Consider the following 16,542-nt stretch of genomic DNA (forward strand, 5'->3'; position numbering starts at 1 on the left):
CCGGGTCCGCGATTAGTCGAGCGCAGCTACAGGTCTGGTGGGGTCAGTTGCATGCCCCGCCATTGGAAGGCGACCGGGGCCAGCACCTGATCGATCTGCGCCTCGGCCCAGAGCGCCCCGAGGCTCTTGCCCGCCAGCGGATGCACCCGCTCGGGCGCCATCAGCGACAGCGGCCAGAGCACGAAGGCGTTCTTCAGAATCTCTGCCCGGGGCAGGATCAGGCCATCGAAATTGCCGGTCAGTTCACCGTAGAGCAATACATCGATATCCAGCGGCAGGCCTTTACGATCAGGGGCATAACGGCCGTTATCGGCCTCGATGAACTTCAGGCGCCGGTCCAGCTCGATCAGAGGCAAGTCGGTAAAAGCCGTCACCACCAGGTTGAAAAACGGGCCGCTCTTGATCCCCACCGGCTGGCTTTCGAACACCGGCGAGCAACGCATATCCACCAGAAAACCGGCCAGGGCATCGAGCCCGGCCCGCAGATGAACTTCACGCTCGATATTGCTACCGAGCCCCAGATACACCTGAGTCAGCGACATCCGCGCTCGATCTCCACACCCACACCCGAGGCAGCCGGGACGGCGCCAGGCTTGGTCAGTTTCAAGCGCAACCAAGGGATGTGAAATTCATTCATCAGAACCTCGGCAAGGCGCTCGGCGAAGGTTTCCACCAACTGGTACTGGGCATGCTCGGCAAACGCCTGGATCCGGGTGGAGACACTGGCATAGTCCAATGCCAGCGTCAGATCATCTCCAGCAGCTGCCGGGCGATTGTCCCAGGCAAAGCTCAGATCAAGACGCAGGCACTGTCGGATGCCGCGCTCCCAGTCGTAGGCACCAATCACGGTGTCCACTTCCAGCCCTTCGATAAACACTCTGTCCAAGCACTCTTCTCCGCAGCACGACAAGGGCGCAATGCGCCGTTAGAATCAGGGCTTCCTCGCCCGGAATAGTTAGCATGTTTTGGTTACTGGCGATTTTCGCCTACCTGCTCGGCTCTCTGTCCTTCGCCATTTTGCTCAGCCGCCTTACGGGTAATCCCGACCCGCGAATGAGTGGCTCGGGTAATGCCGGCGCCACCAACATGCTGCGCCTGGCCGGCAAGAAACTCGCAGTCCTGACCCTGCTGGGAGATCTGTGCAAAGGCCTGGTACCTGTGCTGATCGCCCACCTCGCGGGCTTGTCCCTGCAACAACAGGCCTGGGTGGGGCTCTATGCCGTCCTCGGCCATCTGTTTCCACTGTACTTCCGCTTCCGCGGCGGCAAGGGTGTTGCCACCGCCGCCGGCATGCTGCTGGGGCTCTACCCCCCGGCCGCGCTGCTGGCCATCGCCGCCTGGGCGCTGACCTTCTATCTCACTCGCACCAGTTCACTGGCCGCACTGATCGCCACCCCCCTGACCTTGCCACTGCTGGCCTGGCAGGAGCCGGAGGCGCTATTGCCGATGAGCGTGCTGACACTGCTGATCGTCTGGCGCCACCGCGGCAATTTACGCGACCTGTTTGCCGGGCGCGAACGGCATTTTTGAATCCCTCAGATGTAAAGGCCTCAGCCCGAGCCTCCCCGCATGAAATCAGAGAGCTGACAACTGCTCCATCGGCCAACGCGCCTGTACGCTGATCGCCAGGCTTTCCTGCTGCCCGGCCTGCAAACGCTGGCAACCGGCAAAGGCGATCATCGCTCCGTTGTCGGTGCAGAACTCGGGACGGGCGTAGAACACATTGCCCTTCATTTCAGCCAGCATCTTTTCCAGCGAAGCGCGCAATGCCTTGTTGGCACTTACACCTCCCGCAATAACCAGACGTTTGAGACCGGTCTGCTTCAAAGCACGCTTGCATTTGATGGTCAGAGTCTCCACCACCGCCTGCTGGAACGCGAGGGAGATGTCGCAACGGGTTTGTTCGCCGTCGTCTCCAGCGCTGACGCACTGCTGCCAGGTGTTCAAGGCGAAGGTTTTCAAGCCGCTGAAGCTGAAATCCAGCCCCGGGCGATCGGTCATCGGCCGCGGAAAGACAAAGCGCCCCGCTACGCCCTGAGTCGCCAGGCGCGCAATCTCGGGGCCGCCCGGATAATTCAGGCCGATCATCTTCGCCGTCTTGTCGAATGCCTCGCCTGCGGCGTCATCCAGGGTCTCGCCCAACAACTCGTATTGGCCGATACCATCGACCCGGACCAACTGGGTATGACCACCGGACACCAACAAAGCGACGAACGGGAATTGCGGAGGTTGCTCCTCCAGCATCGGCGCCAGCAGGTGGCCCTCCATATGGTGCACGCCCAGGGCTGGAATGCCCCAGGCAAAGGCCAGCGCCTGGGCGCAGGAAGCCCCCACCAGCAAGGCACCGACAAGGCCGGGGCCAGCGGTGTAGGCAATCGCGTCAATCTCGGTAGGCACGCAGTCGGCCTCGGCCAGCACCTGGCGGATCAAGGGCAGCATGCGCTTGACGTGATCCCGGGAGGCCAGCTCCGGCACCACGCCACCGTAGGCGCGATGCAGGTCGATCTGGCTGAACAGCGCGTCGGCCAGCAGGCCCCGCTCACTGTCGTATAACGCGACGCCGGTTTCGTCGCAGGACGTTTCTAATCCCAGTACTAGCATGGGTTTGCGCCTTGTAGAGGCTGAATTCGAAGGCGCGCATAATAGTCGCCACTCCCGCGCCCGACCAGCGGTTTTCGATCAGAGGCTTTGCATTCCGAGCGTTGAGGGGTTAACATCCGCAACCCTTAAAAACCGACGACCTCAGCCGCGATTTTTGCGACGAGAACGTTGACCCCGGTAATGAATGAAGGTAGCTCTGGATGCCAGCCGTCAAAGTTAAAGAGAACGAACCCTTCGACGTAGCTCTGCGTCGTTTCAAGCGCTCCTGCGAAAAAGCCGGTGTTCTGGCTGAAGTTCGTAGCCGCGAATTTTACGAGAAGCCGACTTCTGAGCGTAAGCGCAAAGCAGCTGCTGCTGTTAAGCGTCACGCCAAGAAAGTTCAGCGCGAACAGCGCCGCGCCGTACGTCTGTACTAATACACAGACGTTCGTTGCAAGCTTCTGCCAAGCCCGGCCCTCAGCCGGGCTAATGGCATTTGCGGAATACGCTTGATGCTTCACCGTCGAAGCCGCCCATGCGACCCAGACGATTCTGCTTCACCACGTCAGACCTGGCTTCTTGCCAGCGGTGCACGTCTTTTCTGACGAGCCTTCCAAGGCTACTGACGAGCACACCCTTATCTGATTCCTACAGACGATCAGCCCAAGGCGCCCTTCTCCAGCGCCCGCTTAATGAGCTATCCGAGGCCAGCCCAAAGCCACTGTCGGATTCAGCGCAACACCTTCAAATAGTCGAATACTGATTGAAACTAACGTCAGTGGACGTTCGGCAGATACACTTCCCGACTGCGATCACGCCGAAAACCAGGGTCGAGCCGCGTAACCTCACGCTTGGCCGCCACCTGAACTTTCGACAGTGTCGCCAGGGCTATCTTTGCGCGCAGTGATGACGAGAACGCCATGGCCGGGCTTATTCCCCAGAGCTTTATTGACGACCTTCTGAACCGCACCGACATCGTCGATGTCGTCAGTTCGCGCCTGCAAATCAAGAAAGCCGGCAAGAACTATACCGCCTGCTGCCCCTTCCACAAGGAAAAGACCCCCTCCTTCAGCGTCAGCCCCGACAAGCAGTTCTACTACTGCTTCGGCTGCGGCGCCGGCGGGAACGCCCTCGGCTTCATCATGGACCACGACAACCTGGACTTTCCCCAGGCCGTCGAGGAACTGGCGAAGGCGGCTGGCATGGAAATCCCCCGCGAAGAGAGCAGCCGCGCCCAGCGCAAACCTCGGCAACCCACCGACTCACCGCTGTATCCGCTGCTCACCGCCGCCGCCGACTACTACCGCCAGGCCCTGAAAAGCCATCCAGCGCGCAAGGCTGCGGTCGACTACCTGAAGGGGCGCGGCCTTACCGGCGAGATCGCCCGGGACTTCGGCCTGGGCTTCGCTCCGCCTGGCTGGGACAACCTATTCAAACACCTGAGCAGCGACACCCTGCAGCAGAAAGCCATGATCGATGCCGGCCTGCTGATCGAGAACGCCGAGACCGGCAAGCGCTATGACCGCTTTCGCGACCGGGTGATGTTCCCGATCCGCGACACTCGCGGTCGGATCATCGCCTTCGGTGGCAGGGTTCTGGGGGACGACAAGCCCAAATACCTGAACTCTCCGGAGACCCCGGTCTTTCACAAGGGCCAGGAACTCTACGGCCTGTTTGAAGCCCGCAAGAACAACCGCAACCTCGACGAAATCATTGTTGTCGAGGGCTACATGGACGTCATCGCCCTGGCCCAGCAAGGCCTGCGCAACGCCGTGGCCACCCTGGGGACCGCCACCAGCGAAGAACACCTCAAGCGCCTGTTCCGCATCGTACCCAACGTACTATTCTGCTTCGACGGTGACCAGGCTGGGCGCAAGGCCGCCTGGCGCGCCCTGGAGGCGACCCTGACCTGCTTGCAGGACGGGCGCCGCGCGCGCTTTCTGTTCCTTCCCGAAGGCGAAGATCCGGATACCCTGGTCCGCGCCGAAGGCACCGATGCCTTCCGCGCTCGAATCAACCAGCACGCACAGCCGCTGGCCGATTACTTTTTCCAGCAACTGATCGATGAAGCCGACCCGCGCTCACTGGAAGGCAAGGCCCATCTGGCGACCCTGGCCGCGCCCCTGATCGAGAAAATCCCCGGGGCCAACCTGCGCACCCTGATGCGCCAGCGCCTCAGCGAAATCACCGGCCTGACCAACGAAACGGTCAACCAACTGGCCCACAGCGCACCGCCCGAAGCGCCACCCGCCTACGACGCAGGCATCGATTACGACGCGATGCCGGATTATGCCGACTACCATGAGCCGCATCAGGAGGCGTACGCCCCACAACAAGAGTGGACGCCAAAGAAAAATGCCGGCGGCAAGAAATGGGAAAACAAACCCTGGGACAAGAACGGCAAGGGCAAGCGCCAGGGCGATCGCGACCAGCCACGCGGCCCGCGCATTCCCGCTGCAGTGGAACCGCCGACCCTTTCAGCCTTGCGCACTTTGCTGCATCACCCGCAACTGGCAGAAAAAGTTGAAGATGCCGGGCATTTTGCCGATGACGACAACACCAATACCCAGTTGCTGGTGGCTCTGATCGAAGCCGTGCAGAAAAATCCTAAGCTACGCTCTATTCATCAATTGATGGCGCGCTGGCACGGCACCCAGCAAGGGCATCTGCTCACCGCATTGGCGGAAAAAGAATGGCTGATCGACGGAGATAACCTTGAACAACAGTTTTTCGACACCATTAATAGTTTGTCAGCTCGCCAACGCGAGCGTGTTTTAGAGCAACTTCTCAGGAAATCGCGTCAAAGCGAGCTCAGCAGCGAAGAGAAAAAACAGCTGGTTGAGCTTCTAAAACGCAATGTTCCCGCATCAAACCCGACCTCAACTGGCGCGTGAGGTCATAGCTCGGGTATAATCCTCGGCTTGTTTTTTGCCCGCCAAGACCTTCAGTGGATAGGGTGTTATGTCCGGAAAAGCGCAACAGCAGTCTCGCCTCAAAGAGTTGATCAGCCGTGGACGTGAGCAGGGTTACCTGACTTACGCGGAGGTCAACGACCACCTGCCGGAGGATATTTCAGATCCGGAACAGGTGGAAGACATCATCCGCATGATCAACGACATGGGGATCAACGTATTCGAGAGTGCTCCGGATGCGGATGCCCTTTTGTTGGCCGAAGCCGATACCGACGAAGCAGCAGCTGAAGAAGCCGCCGCAGCGTTGGCGGCTGTGGAAACCGACATTGGTCGCACTACCGACCCAGTGCGCATGTATATGCGCGAAATGGGCACGGTAGAGCTGCTCACACGTGAAGGCGAAATCGAAATCGCCAAGCGTATCGAAGAGGGTATCCGTGAAGTGATGGGCGCAATCGCGCACTTCCCTGGCACGGTTGATCACATCCTCTCCGAGTACACTCGCGTCACCACCGAAGGTGGACGCCTGTCCGATGTTCTCAGCGGGTACATCGACCCGGATGACGGCATTACGCCGCCTGCCGCCGAAGTGCCGCCGCCTGTCGACACCAAGACCGCGAAAGCGGATGACGACAGCGAAGACGAAGAAGCGGAAGCGACCGAAGACGAAGAAGAAGCCGAAAGCGGTCCGGATCCGGTCATCGCCGCACAGCGCTTTGGCGCCGTCGCCGACCAGATGGAAGTCACCCGCAAGGCGCTGAAGAAACACGGCCGCGAGAACAAGCAAGCCATCGCCGAAATGCTGGCCCTGGCTGAACTGTTCATGCCGATCAAACTGGTTCCGAAGCAATTCGAAGGCCTGGTTGAACGTGTACGCAGTGCCCTGGATCGCCTGCGCCAGCAGGAACGCGCCATCATGCAGCTCTGCGTGCGTGATGCCCGCATGCCACGTGCCGACTTCCTGCGCCAGTTCCCGGGCAACGAAGTGGATGAAAGCTGGACCGACGCCCTGGCCAAAGGCAAGAGCAAGTACGCCGAAGCCATCGCCCGCCTGCAGCCGGACATCATCCGTTGCCAGCAGAAGCTGACCGCTCTTGAAGTCGAAACAGGCTTGAAGATCGCCGAGATCAAGGACATCAACCGTCGCATGTCGATCGGTGAGGCCAAGGCCCGCCGCGCGAAGAAAGAGATGGTTGAAGCCAACCTGCGTCTGGTGATCTCCATCGCCAAGAAGTACACCAACCGTGGCCTGCAGTTCCTCGACCTGATCCAGGAAGGCAACATCGGCTTGATGAAAGCCGTGGACAAGTTCGAATACCGTCGCGGCTACAAGTTCTCGACTTATGCCACCTGGTGGATCCGTCAGGCGATCACTCGCTCGATCGCCGACCAGGCCCGCACCATCCGTATTCCGGTGCACATGATCGAGACGATCAACAAGCTCAACCGTATTTCCCGGCAGATGCTGCAGGAAATGGGTCGCGAACCGACTCCGGAAGAGCTGGGCGAACGCATGGAAATGCCTGAGGACAAGATCCGCAAGGTATTGAAGATCGCCAAAGAGCCGATCTCCATGGAAACCCCGATCGGTGATGACGAAGACTCCCATCTGGGCGACTTCATCGAAGACTCGACCATGCAGTCGCCAATCGATGTCGCCACGGTTGAGAGCCTGAAGGAAGCAACTCGCGAAGTACTCTCCGGCCTCACTGCCCGTGAAGCCAAGGTACTGCGCATGCGCTTCGGCATCGACATGAATACCGACCATACCCTCGAGGAAGTCGGTAAGCAGTTCGATGTGACCCGTGAGCGGATCCGCCAGATCGAAGCCAAGGCGCTGCGCAAGCTGCGCCACCCGACGCGAAGCGAGCATCTGCGCTCCTTCCTCGACGAGTAAGCCCAAGACCCCCAGCCCAGCTGGGGGTTTTGCTTTTTGCAGTCCATCCTTCTTTCCTTCCCCGCCCCATAGCCGGTCTACACTCGAAACATTCCCCGTGCCATAACGAGACGGTTATGCCCAGACTGTCGGCCATGCTCCTGCTGGCGCTGCTCACCTGGACCGCAACGGCTGGCGCGCTGACTCTCACCGACGAAGAACGTAGCTGGCTCAAGACTCACCCGGAACTGCGCCTGGGTGTGGACGCTTCATGGCCGCCTTTCGAGTATCGGGATGAAGAAGGCCGCTATCAGGGCCTGGCCGCGGACTACATCCACCTGATCCAGGAACGCCTGCCCGTAAACCTCAAGCCCGTCGAGCCCGCCAGCTGGACCGCGGTGCTAGAGGACGCCAAGCAGGGCAAGCTGGACCTGCTGCCCGGGATCATGTCGACCCCCGAACGCCAGAGCTACATGGCCTTCACCCGGCCTTACCTGGACTTCCCCATCGTCATCCTCGCCCATGAAGGCGGCGCGCAACCCCACAACCTCAAGGAACTGTACGGTCTCAAGATAGCGGTGGTGGAAAACTACGCCCCTCACGAACTGTTGCGCACCCACCACCCGGACCTGAACCTGGTGGCCATGCCCAATGTCAGCTCGGCGCTGCAGGCCCTGGCCACCGACGAAGTGGACGCCGTGGTCGGCGACCTCGCCTCCAGTGTCTGGAGCCTGCGTCAGCTCAAGCTCGACGGTCTCTACGTCAGCGGCGAAACCCCCTATCGCTATCAGTTGGCGATGGGCGTCCCTCGGGAAAACAAGGTCCTGGTAAGCATTCTCGACAAGGTGCTCGCCGACCTCAGCCCCGAGGAAATCAGCACCATCCAGCAACACTGGGTGGGCAGCGTGCTCGACCACAGGACCTTCTGGTCGGATGTCCTGATGTATGGCCTGCCCGGTCTACTGCTGCTGGTGACCGTGCTGGCGGTGGTGATCCGTATCAACCGCCGCTTGAGCTCGGAAATTTCCCGGCGGGTCGCCCTGGAACAGGAACTGCGCAGCAGCGAATACCACTACCGCAGCCTGGTGGAAAGCCTGTCCGCGATTGCCTGGGAAGCGCGCATCAGCGACTTTACCTACAGCTATGTCTCGCCCCATGCCGAAGCCCTGCTGGGCTATCCCCTGGCCCATTGGCTGATTCCCGGTTTCTGGCGCAACATCATCCACCCCGCGGACCTGACCCGGGCCCAGGCCTTCTGCGACCACGAAGTGCAGGCCGGGCGGGATCACAGCCTCGATTACCGGGTGATCGCCGCCGACGGTCGCTGCCTCTGGGTGCGCGACATCGTCAGCCTGATCGAGCATGGCCACGAACCGGTGATGCGCGGGCTGATGATCGACATCAGCGAGACCAAGCACACCGAAGAGGCCCTGCGCCTGTCCGAACAGAAGTTCGCCTCGGTGTTCCAGCAATGTCCGGACATCCTGGTGATTGCCCGGCTGTCCGACGGCTGCCTGCTGGAAGTCAACAAGGCCTTCGAGGAGCAGATCGGCCTGAGCGCGCAAAGCGTGGTTGGCCAGACCGCCACCGAGCTCAATATCTGGGGCATCCCCGGGGTCGGGCCGGGGCTGCTGCAACGCTTGCAGGCCGGCAGCATCCGCAATCTGGAAATGCCCTTTCGCCGGCATAACGGCCAGTTGTTCACCGGCCTGATCTCCGCCGAGCCCTTCGACCTCGACACCACGCCAGCGCTGGTGGTAGTGGTACGCGACATCAGCCAACTCAAGGAGACCCAGCAACAACTGCAGACCTCCGAGGAGAAATTCGCCAAGGCCTTCCATGCCTCCCCCGATGGCCTGCTGCTGACCCGTCAGCGCGACGGGCTACTGATCGAGGTCAACGAAGGCTTCAGTCGCATCACCGGCTTCAACAGCGCCATGTCGCTGGACCGCTCGACCCTGGACCTGGGCATCTGGGTCAATCTCAATGAGCGCAAGCAGATGCTCGACCTGCTGCAGCGCGATGGTTTCGTCCGCGACTTCAACTGCCATATCAGGCGCAACGATGGCCAGATCCGCCTCTGCGAGCTGTCGAGCCGGCCACTGCCCATCGGCGGTGACGACTGCATGCTGACCATCGCCCGGGACATCACCGACCGACGCCTGATGCAGGAGAAGCTGCAACAGGCGGCGACCGTATTCGAAAGCACAGCCGAAGGCGTGATGATCACCGATACCCAGCAGCGCATCAGCGCAGTCAATCGCGCCTTCAGCGAAATCACCGGCTACAGCGAACGTGAAGCCCTGGGCCACACTCCGCGCCTACTTGCCTCGGGCCTGCATGACAGCGCCTTCTACGCCGCGATGTGGCATCAGTTGACCCTGGAGGGCCACTGGCAGGGTGAGATCTCCAACAGGCGCAAGAACGGTGAGCTTTATCCCAACTGGCTGACCATCAATGCGGTGCGCAACCGGGAAAACCAGATCACCCATTTCGTCGCGGTGTTCGCCGATATTTCCAGCCTCAAGCACGCCCAGGCGCGGCTCGACTACCAGGCTCACCACGACCCCCTGACCGGCCTGCCGAATCGCACCCTGTTCGAAAGCCGACTGCTCAGTGCTCTCAATAGCCAACAGGACAACGGCAGCCAGGGCGCGGTACTGTTCCTAGACCTGGACCGGTTCAAGCACATCAACGACAGCCTCGGCCACCCGGTGGGCGACCTGCTGCTCAAGGGCATCGCCGTGCGTCTAAAGGAACAGCTGAGGGATATCGACACCGTGGCCCGCCTGGGTGGAGACGAATTCATCATCCTGCTGCCGGGCCTGCACCAGGCCAGCGATGCCGATCACATCGCCACCAAGCTGCTGAACTGCTTTACCGCCCCCTTCCAGGCCGGCGAACACGAGTTTTTCATCAGCGCCAGCATCGGCACCAGCCTGTACCCCAAGGACGGCTGCGATGTCGCCACCCTGATCAAGAACGCCGACGCCGCCATGTATCGCTCAAAGGCCAAGGGCCGCAACCGCGTGGAGCGCTACACCCGCGACCTGACCGCCCAGGCCAGCGAACGGGTAGCCCTGGAGCACGAGCTGCGGCGAGCCATTGAGCGCAACGAGCTGTCGCTGTATTTCCAACCCAAGATCAGCCTCAGCAACCACGAGCTGGTGGGCGCCGAAGCCCTGATCCGTTGGCATCACCCCACTTTCGGCGATGTGCCCCCCGAGCACTTCATTCCCCTGGCCGAAGAAAACGGCATGATCCTGCTGATCGGCGACTGGGTACTGGAACAGGCCTGCCTGCAACTCAACAACTGGAACCGACGCTTTGAGGATTTCGGCCCCCTGTCGGTGAACCTCGCCGGCGCCCAGTTGCGCCAGCCCAACCTGCTGGGGCGCATCGAGCAACTGCTGCGCGACTATGACCTGCAGCCCGGAATGCTACAGCTGGAAATCACCGAGAACTTCATCATGAGCCAGGCCGAAGAAGCCCTGGAAGTGCTGCATCAGCTCAAGCGCCTGGGCGTGCAACTGGCCATCGACGACTTCGGCACCGGCTACTCGTCCCTCAGCTACCTCAAACGCCTGCCCCTGGACTTTCTCAAGATCGACCAGTCCTTTGTCCGCGGGCTGCCGGACGACCCCCACGACGTGGCGATTGTCCGCGCCATCATCGCCCTGGGGCGCAGCATGCAGTTCACGGTGATTGCCGAAGGTGTGGAAAACCAGGAGCAGCAGACTTTCCTCACCCTGGAAGGCTGCGAACAGATCCAGGGTTATATCGTCAGCCTGCCCCTTGAAGCCGAGGAGTTCTGTACGACCTTCCTGCGAATCCGAGTTTCCGATTTTTCGGATAGCACAGCCGAGAAACCATCGCTATAATCCGGCGCCTACTGAGGGCCTATAGCTCAGTTGGTTAGAGCAGAGGACTCATAATCCTTTGGTCCACGGTTCAAGTCCGTGTGGGCCCACCAAACAAGAAAGCCGCGCAATGCGCGGCTTTCGCTTTTCTGAATCGTTCAACAAATAGCCCCCTTTCCTTTCCACCCACACAAGCTCAGTTAACCCTGGACAGGGTTGGTATAGACCCTAGAAGCCCCTTCTGCCCTCATCGCCGACCGCCGATACATACAGTCAACTTCTACTGCCATAGCGCAACTTCATCAGTTGCACGGAGAGTTAAACCTCCACTAAAGACGTGCGGCGGATACTGGTCTGACGCGAACTGGCGGCGACCCTGACCGATCCGCCGCTCCTGAATCTGAAGCACGTCGTTCTGTGAGACGTCCAGATCCTGGCGCATGGTCAGAGCCTGCAAGCGCCAAACAGCTGGATCCGATCTAAGGACGTGAATCTATTCAAGATTGTTTGCAATACGCTCACCCCACTGGCAGGTATGAACACTCAACTCGCCGAGCATATTCATTAGCAGGCCCTGCCGCCGAGCAATGCTAATGCACTCAAATATACTCATGCGATTCCAAGCTTTAAAAAGTCAACTGACAACAAAACAATTAACATCACATTATCGACCAACTACAAGAGAGAGCCTAAATAGATATATCAATCAGCCAGAACGTTACAATCCAACAATCAAATATCAACGCAAAAATACCATCATGCATACCCATACAGCATTTACATCGCATTCACAATTAAAGCGAACTTATTATCAGCGTAAGCACCACCTGAATTCTTCCTGCTTCAATATTTTTAAAATCGCGCTCTAACCTAGCCAAAAAGTGGTGCGTTATTCTTTCTCCGCTCAGGCTATAATCACCACCTCTCATCAAATAAGATTTATTTAAATCAATCATTTTCCCCTTAGCATTTGCCACTGTGATCAATATGCCTTTGGCGCACCCCTCGCATCGGTCATTTTCCAGCCTTCCATCTGTTCGTATATTTTTCGACTGAAAATGGAAACTGGCAACGCTGTTGAATTCTTCGGCTGCGCTTTGGCTGCCACAACTCCCAAGCGTAAGATCAAATTTCTTTTCTACCATGCCGCCATCTGCAAGGTGATATGGATTCACTCCTTCGAAGTCAACTGTTTTGTTTGCGTCAACCATTCGGCAGTCTGCTACCAGCAGTTTGGCGGTTGAATAAAATGCATAGTTTCCCCAAATATTGCTATTGGTTGTACCTTTCCAGTATGAGGAGATATAGCTACTCGGAGGCAGTCGCAGCTCATGTAACCCTGGCCCGAGGGAGGTTCTCGGCTTGGTTTTAATGAACTCCACTGCTTGATCCAATGAGACCGCGTAGTACCCGCCTTTTTTTGGCTGGACCAGGAAAACTTCGTCCCAATGGTCACATGGTATGGCTCTACCATAAGCCGATCTATATCGCACTCCAACTCCATCAATCGGCGTACTGCAAATGTTCCCAGGCTCGCCTGTACCAGGACCAACTTGCAGACTAAAGCCCAACTTTCCGTAAGGTTCTTCTACAGCGTTACATGTCACGGCACCCACCAGCGCTGCGGTTCCGAGAACACCTCCAACTTCCACCTCAGAGAAAGGGCGTAAGTATCCGAGCTTAAAAGATATAGAGTTACTACCCAACTCCGCTCCGGAGTTACAGTAATTATTTCGATAATCCGCACTTACGAAACCGGAATAGATCACACAAACAAAAAATATTACAAGATAGCTCCGAAAAAAACTGTAACCGCCTAAATAGCTAATCATGACTTCATCGCCCTAGTCGCTTGAAAAACTCACCTCTTAAAATTCTATTTCATTCAAACCGACCACGATCTAAGGCAATTCTTAAAAAACACGCCTAAAGACAGATTTTCGGAGGTGGGACACACCTTGAACAAGTTAAATTCTTAGTGAGTGATACGGCACCCTGAAAACAAATAGAGCGCCCAAAAATTCGTATCTATCGACAAGATCGAATTTCCAACTGTGAAACATCCGACCGACCAAATCGCAGTTACTTAATGACGGGGAGGTAGTAGTGGGCGATAAACCTCCAGCTGCAAGCCTCCGCTCTCCGATGGACACTTTTTAAGGCAGCCACCGATGATAATCCGTATAGGTATACATTAGTAACCACACATAAATCGGATGTAGAAAGCATTCCCCCGCTCGCCGACGAGTTCTGCACTCACTTTTTTGCCCATCTCAAGATCGCGGCGCGTACCGACTGCAGAGGCGGCGGGGCGTATGTCTCGAAGCCCACCAAACACAAAATCCATGCAATGCGCAGCTCTGTGTTATTGCTTGAAAAGCAAACCTCATCAAGTCTTGTTCCGATAGCGCTCTTTCAACATGGGGCGAATTTTCAGGCGATCTTCCGGCGCCCACTCCCACACGGTTTCCAGTTCTTCGGTGACGGTTTGCACACTGATTCCCGGAAGCAGGACGACGAAGGTATTCCTTTGCAGGCAGTGCAATTCTGCACGGCCAGCGCCAGGTACATCCCCCTCCCTCTCCTGAAGGCTTTCATAGAAGGCCAGGGCCTCGACCACCGTGTGGAAATGCTCGACCGCATCCTGAAAGCCTGAAAGAGACAGCCTGTACGTCATGCCGAAATCCATATTCATTCCCACTATTTCGGGACCTGGAAAAGGCGGCTTTTTTAGCAAAATGCCCACAAACAGTATCTAAGACAGTTCTTATTTACACTCCCCTGCAGGCAACCACCAACGCCCTCCCGGAACATGCCCCTCCTTCCCCAAATCGCACGGGGCTGAAGCCCATTGCTTGCGCCCATGAAAAAGCCGCGCATTGCGCGGCTTTTTCATGGTGTTGCCAGGCTGCGCTTATTTCTTGGGCAACGCGTAAGCAATCACGTAGTCGCCACGATCCGTCGACTGCCGCGCACCGCCAGCGGTGAGCAGGATGTACTGGCGACCGGTCTTGGGCGACACGTAGGTCATGGGGCCCGACTGGCTGCCCACGGGCAGGCGCGCTTTCCAGATCTCATTGCCATTGCCGGTATCGAAGGCCCGCAGGTAGAAATCCTGGGTACCGGCGAAGAACAGCAGGCCGGATTGGGTAGCCAGGGACGCGCCCAGGGTCGGCATGCCAATCGGGATCGGCAGGTGCATGCGAATCCCCAGCGGGCCGGTGTCCTGCACGGTACCCACCGGCACTTGCCACACCAGCTTGCGGGTCTTCAGGTCGATGGCCGACATGGTACCGAACGGCGGCTTCTGGCAGGGAATGCCCGCCGCCGAGAGGAAGCGCTGGCGCATGGCGCCGAACGGCGTGCCTTCCTGGGGCACCACGCCCATCTCGATGCCACTGGCACCAGCGGCGATCTGGTCCCGGGGAATCATGTAGTTGGCCAGGCCCAGACGCATGTCGTTGACGAACATGTAGTTGCTGGTGGGGTCCACCGACACGCTGCCCCAGTTCATGCCGCCCAGGGAGCCCGGAAACTGCAACGCATGATCCAGGCCCGGCGGGGTGTACACACCCTCATGGCGCATGCCCTTGAACTGGATACGGCACATCAGCTGGTCGAAGGGGGTCGCGCCCCACATGTCGGACTCGGTCAGGGTCTGGTTGCCGATCGACGGCATTTCCACCGAGAACGGCTGGGTCGGCGAGTACCGCTCGCCCGGCACATTGCCCTGGGGCACGGGGCGCTCTTCCACCCGGGCAATCGGCTTGCCGGTCTCACGGTTGAGCAGGAATATCTCGCCCTGCTTGGTGACCTGGGCCAGCGCCGGCTGTACACCGCCCTTGTCGTCCGGAATGTCGTACAACAGCGGCTGTGCCGGCAGGTCGAAGTCCCAGAGATCGTGATGGGTGGTCTGGAAGTGCCAGCGAACCTGGCCGGTCTTCACGTCGATGGCGACGATGGAGGAGTTCCACTTGTCGTCGAACTCGGTGCGCTGGCCGCCGAAGAAATCCGGGGTGGCGTTGCCAGTGGGCAGGTACACCAGGCCCAGCTTGGCGTCATAGGACATTGCCGACCAGACGTTGGGCGTGCCACGGGTGTAGGTTTCACCCGCCGGCGGGCGCTTGGTGGTGGCCGGGTTGCCCGGGTCCCAGGCCCACATCAGCTCGCCGCTGCGCACATCGAAAGCCCGAACCACGCCCGGCGGTTCGCCGGTGGAGAAGTTGTCCGCCACCCGGCCGCCGACGATCACTACGGTGCCCGCCACCAACGGTGTCGAAGTCTGCTGGTAGTAGCCCGGCTTGATCTCACCCATGTCGGTTTTCAGATCGACCGTGCCCTGGTTGCCAAAGTCTTCACAGGGCTTGCCGGTTTCAGCGTTGATCGCGATCAGGCGCGCATCACCGGTCGGCAGGAACAGGCGCTTGGTGCAGGCCGCCGGAGCAGCAGGCGCCGAAGCATCGGCTACCGGGGTGGCAGAGGCGTCGAAATAACCCAGGCCGCGGCAGCGCTGCCAGTTTGGCGCGTAGCCCTGCGGGTCGAACTTCCAGCGCTCGGCGCCAGTGTCGGCGTCCAGGGCGAACACCTTGCCGTAGGCGGTGCAGGTGTAGACGGTATCGCCGATCTGCAGGGGTGTGTTCTGGTCTTCGGCACCAGCGCCGTTGCTTTCGGGCAGGTCACCGGTGCGGAAGGTCCAGGCCACCTGCAACTGGTCGATGTTGCCCTTGTTGATCTGGTCCAGTGCGGCGAAGCGGTTGCCCGCAGTGGTATTGCCCCAGTGGGCCCAGTCTTTCTGTTCCGTCCCGGGAGCCACCGGCTGGACCGCTGGCACCTTATCCGCCTTGACCACATGGGTCGGCACGAACATGTAGGCCAGGGTCGCGACCACACCGATCCCCAACAGCCCAGCCAGGCCATAGGCACCGCGCCCGGCATGGGCTCCGGAGGCGCGCACCAGGGTCGGGTAGATCAGCGCCACCACGAGGCCGATCACGGCGAAGGTCAGTACCCGCGAGACCAGCGGCCAGTATTCCAGGCCCGCATCCCAGACCGCCCAGATCGCCGTCAGCACCAGGGCCACCCCATACAGCCAGGCACCACGCGGGTTGCGCCGCGCGATCAGCAGCCCGGACACCAGCATCGCCAGGCCCATCAACAGGAAATAGGCACTGCCGCCCAGGCTCAGGAGGTAACCCCCGCCTGCGGCCAGGCCCAGCCCGATCAGGGCAATCAGGATACCCAGCCCCCCGAGCAACCATTTGCTGCCGGCGGCAGCCCCCGTGTTTTTCATCTTAAAAACTCTCCCATCTTCAAA

General features: G+C 59.4%; 11 protein-coding genes and 1 tRNA gene. 6 read left to right on the plus strand and 6 right to left on the minus strand.

Going from position 1 to position 16,542, the window contains the following annotated elements; translation table 11 throughout:
* Positions 1 to 26: 26 nt before the first annotated feature.
* Both folK and folB read right to left on the minus strand, forming a co-directional pair.
* Positions 27 to 542, minus strand: a complete 516-nt coding sequence (gene folK / locus ABCR88_RS29965; protein ID WP_041120098.1) for a 2-amino-4-hydroxy-6-hydroxymethyldihydropteridine diphosphokinase — start codon at positions 540 to 542, stop codon at positions 27 to 29.
* Entirely contained in the window at positions 533 to 886 is a 354-nt protein-coding gene (gene folB / locus ABCR88_RS29970) for a dihydroneopterin aldolase (RefSeq protein WP_011063836.1), read from the minus strand. The genes folK and folB overlap by 10 nt, the downstream gene beginning before the upstream one ends.
* A gap of 74 nt (positions 887 to 960) precedes the next feature.
* Here folB and plsY point away from each other — a divergent pair, with 74 nt between their 5' ends.
* On the plus strand, positions 961 to 1,530 hold the full coding sequence (gene plsY / locus ABCR88_RS29975) for a glycerol-3-phosphate 1-O-acyltransferase PlsY (RefSeq protein WP_019094979.1): 570 nt from the start codon (positions 961 to 963) through the stop codon (positions 1,528 to 1,530).
* Positions 1,531 to 1,575: 45 nt separating this feature from the next.
* Here the strand turns inward: plsY and tsaD are convergent, their stop codons facing one another.
* Complete coding sequence (tsaD, locus tag ABCR88_RS29980; RefSeq protein WP_011063838.1) at positions 1,576 to 2,601, minus strand: tRNA (adenosine(37)-N6)-threonylcarbamoyltransferase complex transferase subunit TsaD; 1,026 nt, start codon at positions 2,599 to 2,601, stop codon at positions 1,576 to 1,578.
* Between the two features lie 200 nt (positions 2,602 to 2,801).
* Here tsaD and rpsU point away from each other — a divergent pair, with 200 nt between their 5' ends.
* The 5 genes from rpsU (at position 2,802) to ABCR88_RS30005 (ending at position 11,341) form a co-directional block, all read left to right on the plus strand.
* Complete coding sequence (gene rpsU, locus ABCR88_RS29985; RefSeq protein WP_002551877.1) at positions 2,802 to 3,017, plus strand: 30S ribosomal protein S21; 216 nt, start codon at positions 2,802 to 2,804, stop codon at positions 3,015 to 3,017.
* A 483-nt stretch (positions 3,018 to 3,500) separates the two neighbouring features.
* Positions 3,501 to 5,474, plus strand: a complete 1,974-nt coding sequence (gene dnaG / locus ABCR88_RS29990) for a DNA primase (protein WP_350403787.1) — start codon at positions 3,501 to 3,503, stop codon at positions 5,472 to 5,474.
* 67 nt (positions 5,475 to 5,541) lie between these two features.
* Positions 5,542 to 7,389, plus strand: a complete 1,848-nt coding sequence (gene rpoD / locus ABCR88_RS29995; protein WP_011063840.1) for an RNA polymerase sigma factor RpoD — start codon at positions 5,542 to 5,544, stop codon at positions 7,387 to 7,389.
* A gap of 116 nt (positions 7,390 to 7,505) precedes the next feature.
* Positions 7,506 to 11,249, plus strand: a complete 3,744-nt coding sequence (locus tag ABCR88_RS30000; RefSeq protein WP_350403788.1) for an EAL domain-containing protein — start codon at positions 7,506 to 7,508, stop codon at positions 11,247 to 11,249.
* 15 nt (positions 11,250 to 11,264) lie between these two features.
* Positions 11,265 to 11,341, plus strand: a tRNA-Ile gene (locus tag ABCR88_RS30005).
* Positions 11,342 to 12,022: 681 nt separating this feature from the next.
* Here the strand turns inward: ABCR88_RS30005 and ABCR88_RS30010 are convergent.
* The 3 genes from ABCR88_RS30010 to ABCR88_RS30020 all read right to left on the minus strand — a co-directional run bounded on the left by ABCR88_RS30010 (position 12,023) and on the right by ABCR88_RS30020 (position 16,518).
* Complete coding sequence (locus tag ABCR88_RS30010) at positions 12,023 to 13,060, minus strand: fimbrial protein (RefSeq protein WP_077934877.1); 1,038 nt, start codon at positions 13,058 to 13,060, stop codon at positions 12,023 to 12,025.
* 557 nt (positions 13,061 to 13,617) lie between these two features.
* Positions 13,618 to 13,923, minus strand: coding sequence for a hypothetical protein (locus ABCR88_RS30015; protein ID WP_171820735.1), 306 nt, complete (start codon positions 13,921 to 13,923; stop codon positions 13,618 to 13,620).
* A 219-nt stretch (positions 13,924 to 14,142) separates the two neighbouring features.
* Positions 14,143 to 16,518 carry a glucose/quinate/shikimate family membrane-bound PQQ-dependent dehydrogenase gene (locus ABCR88_RS30020; protein ID WP_019094517.1) on the minus strand — a complete coding sequence of 792 codons (2,376 nt, stop codon included), beginning with the start codon at positions 16,516 to 16,518 and terminating at the stop codon, positions 14,143 to 14,145.
* Positions 16,519 to 16,542 lie beyond the last annotated feature (24 nt).

Origin of the sequence: Pseudomonas sp. W17, from assembly GCF_040268305.1 — a bacterium.
GTDB classification, from domain to species: Bacteria; Pseudomonadota; Gammaproteobacteria; order Pseudomonadales; family Pseudomonadaceae; genus Aquipseudomonas; species Aquipseudomonas protegens.

Coding starts and splice junctions, on each gene's coding strand:
- tsaD (WP_011063838.1), bottom strand. CDS start 2,601: ATGCTAGTACTGGGATTAGAAACGTCCTGCGACGAAACCGGCGTCGCG.
- rpsU (WP_002551877.1), top strand. CDS start 2,802: ATGCCAGCCGTCAAAGTTAAAGAGAACGAACCCTTCGACGTAGCTCTG.
- ABCR88_RS30015 (WP_171820735.1), bottom strand. CDS start 13,923: ATGAATATGGATTTCGGCATGACGTACAGGCTGTCTCTTTCAGGCTTT.
- ABCR88_RS30000 (WP_350403788.1), top strand. CDS start 7,506: ATGCCCAGACTGTCGGCCATGCTCCTGCTGGCGCTGCTCACCTGGACC.
- rpoD (WP_011063840.1), top strand. CDS start 5,542: ATGTCCGGAAAAGCGCAACAGCAGTCTCGCCTCAAAGAGTTGATCAGC.
- folK (WP_041120098.1), bottom strand. CDS start 542: ATGTCGCTGACTCAGGTGTATCTGGGGCTCGGTAGCAATATCGAGCGT.
- plsY (WP_019094979.1), top strand. CDS start 961: ATGTTTTGGTTACTGGCGATTTTCGCCTACCTGCTCGGCTCTCTGTCC.
- ABCR88_RS30010 (WP_077934877.1), bottom strand. CDS start 13,060: ATGATTAGCTATTTAGGCGGTTACAGTTTTTTTCGGAGCTATCTTGTA.
- dnaG (WP_350403787.1), top strand. CDS start 3,501: ATGGCCGGGCTTATTCCCCAGAGCTTTATTGACGACCTTCTGAACCGC.
- ABCR88_RS30020 (WP_019094517.1), bottom strand. CDS start 16,518: ATGAAAAACACGGGGGCTGCCGCCGGCAGCAAATGGTTGCTCGGGGGG.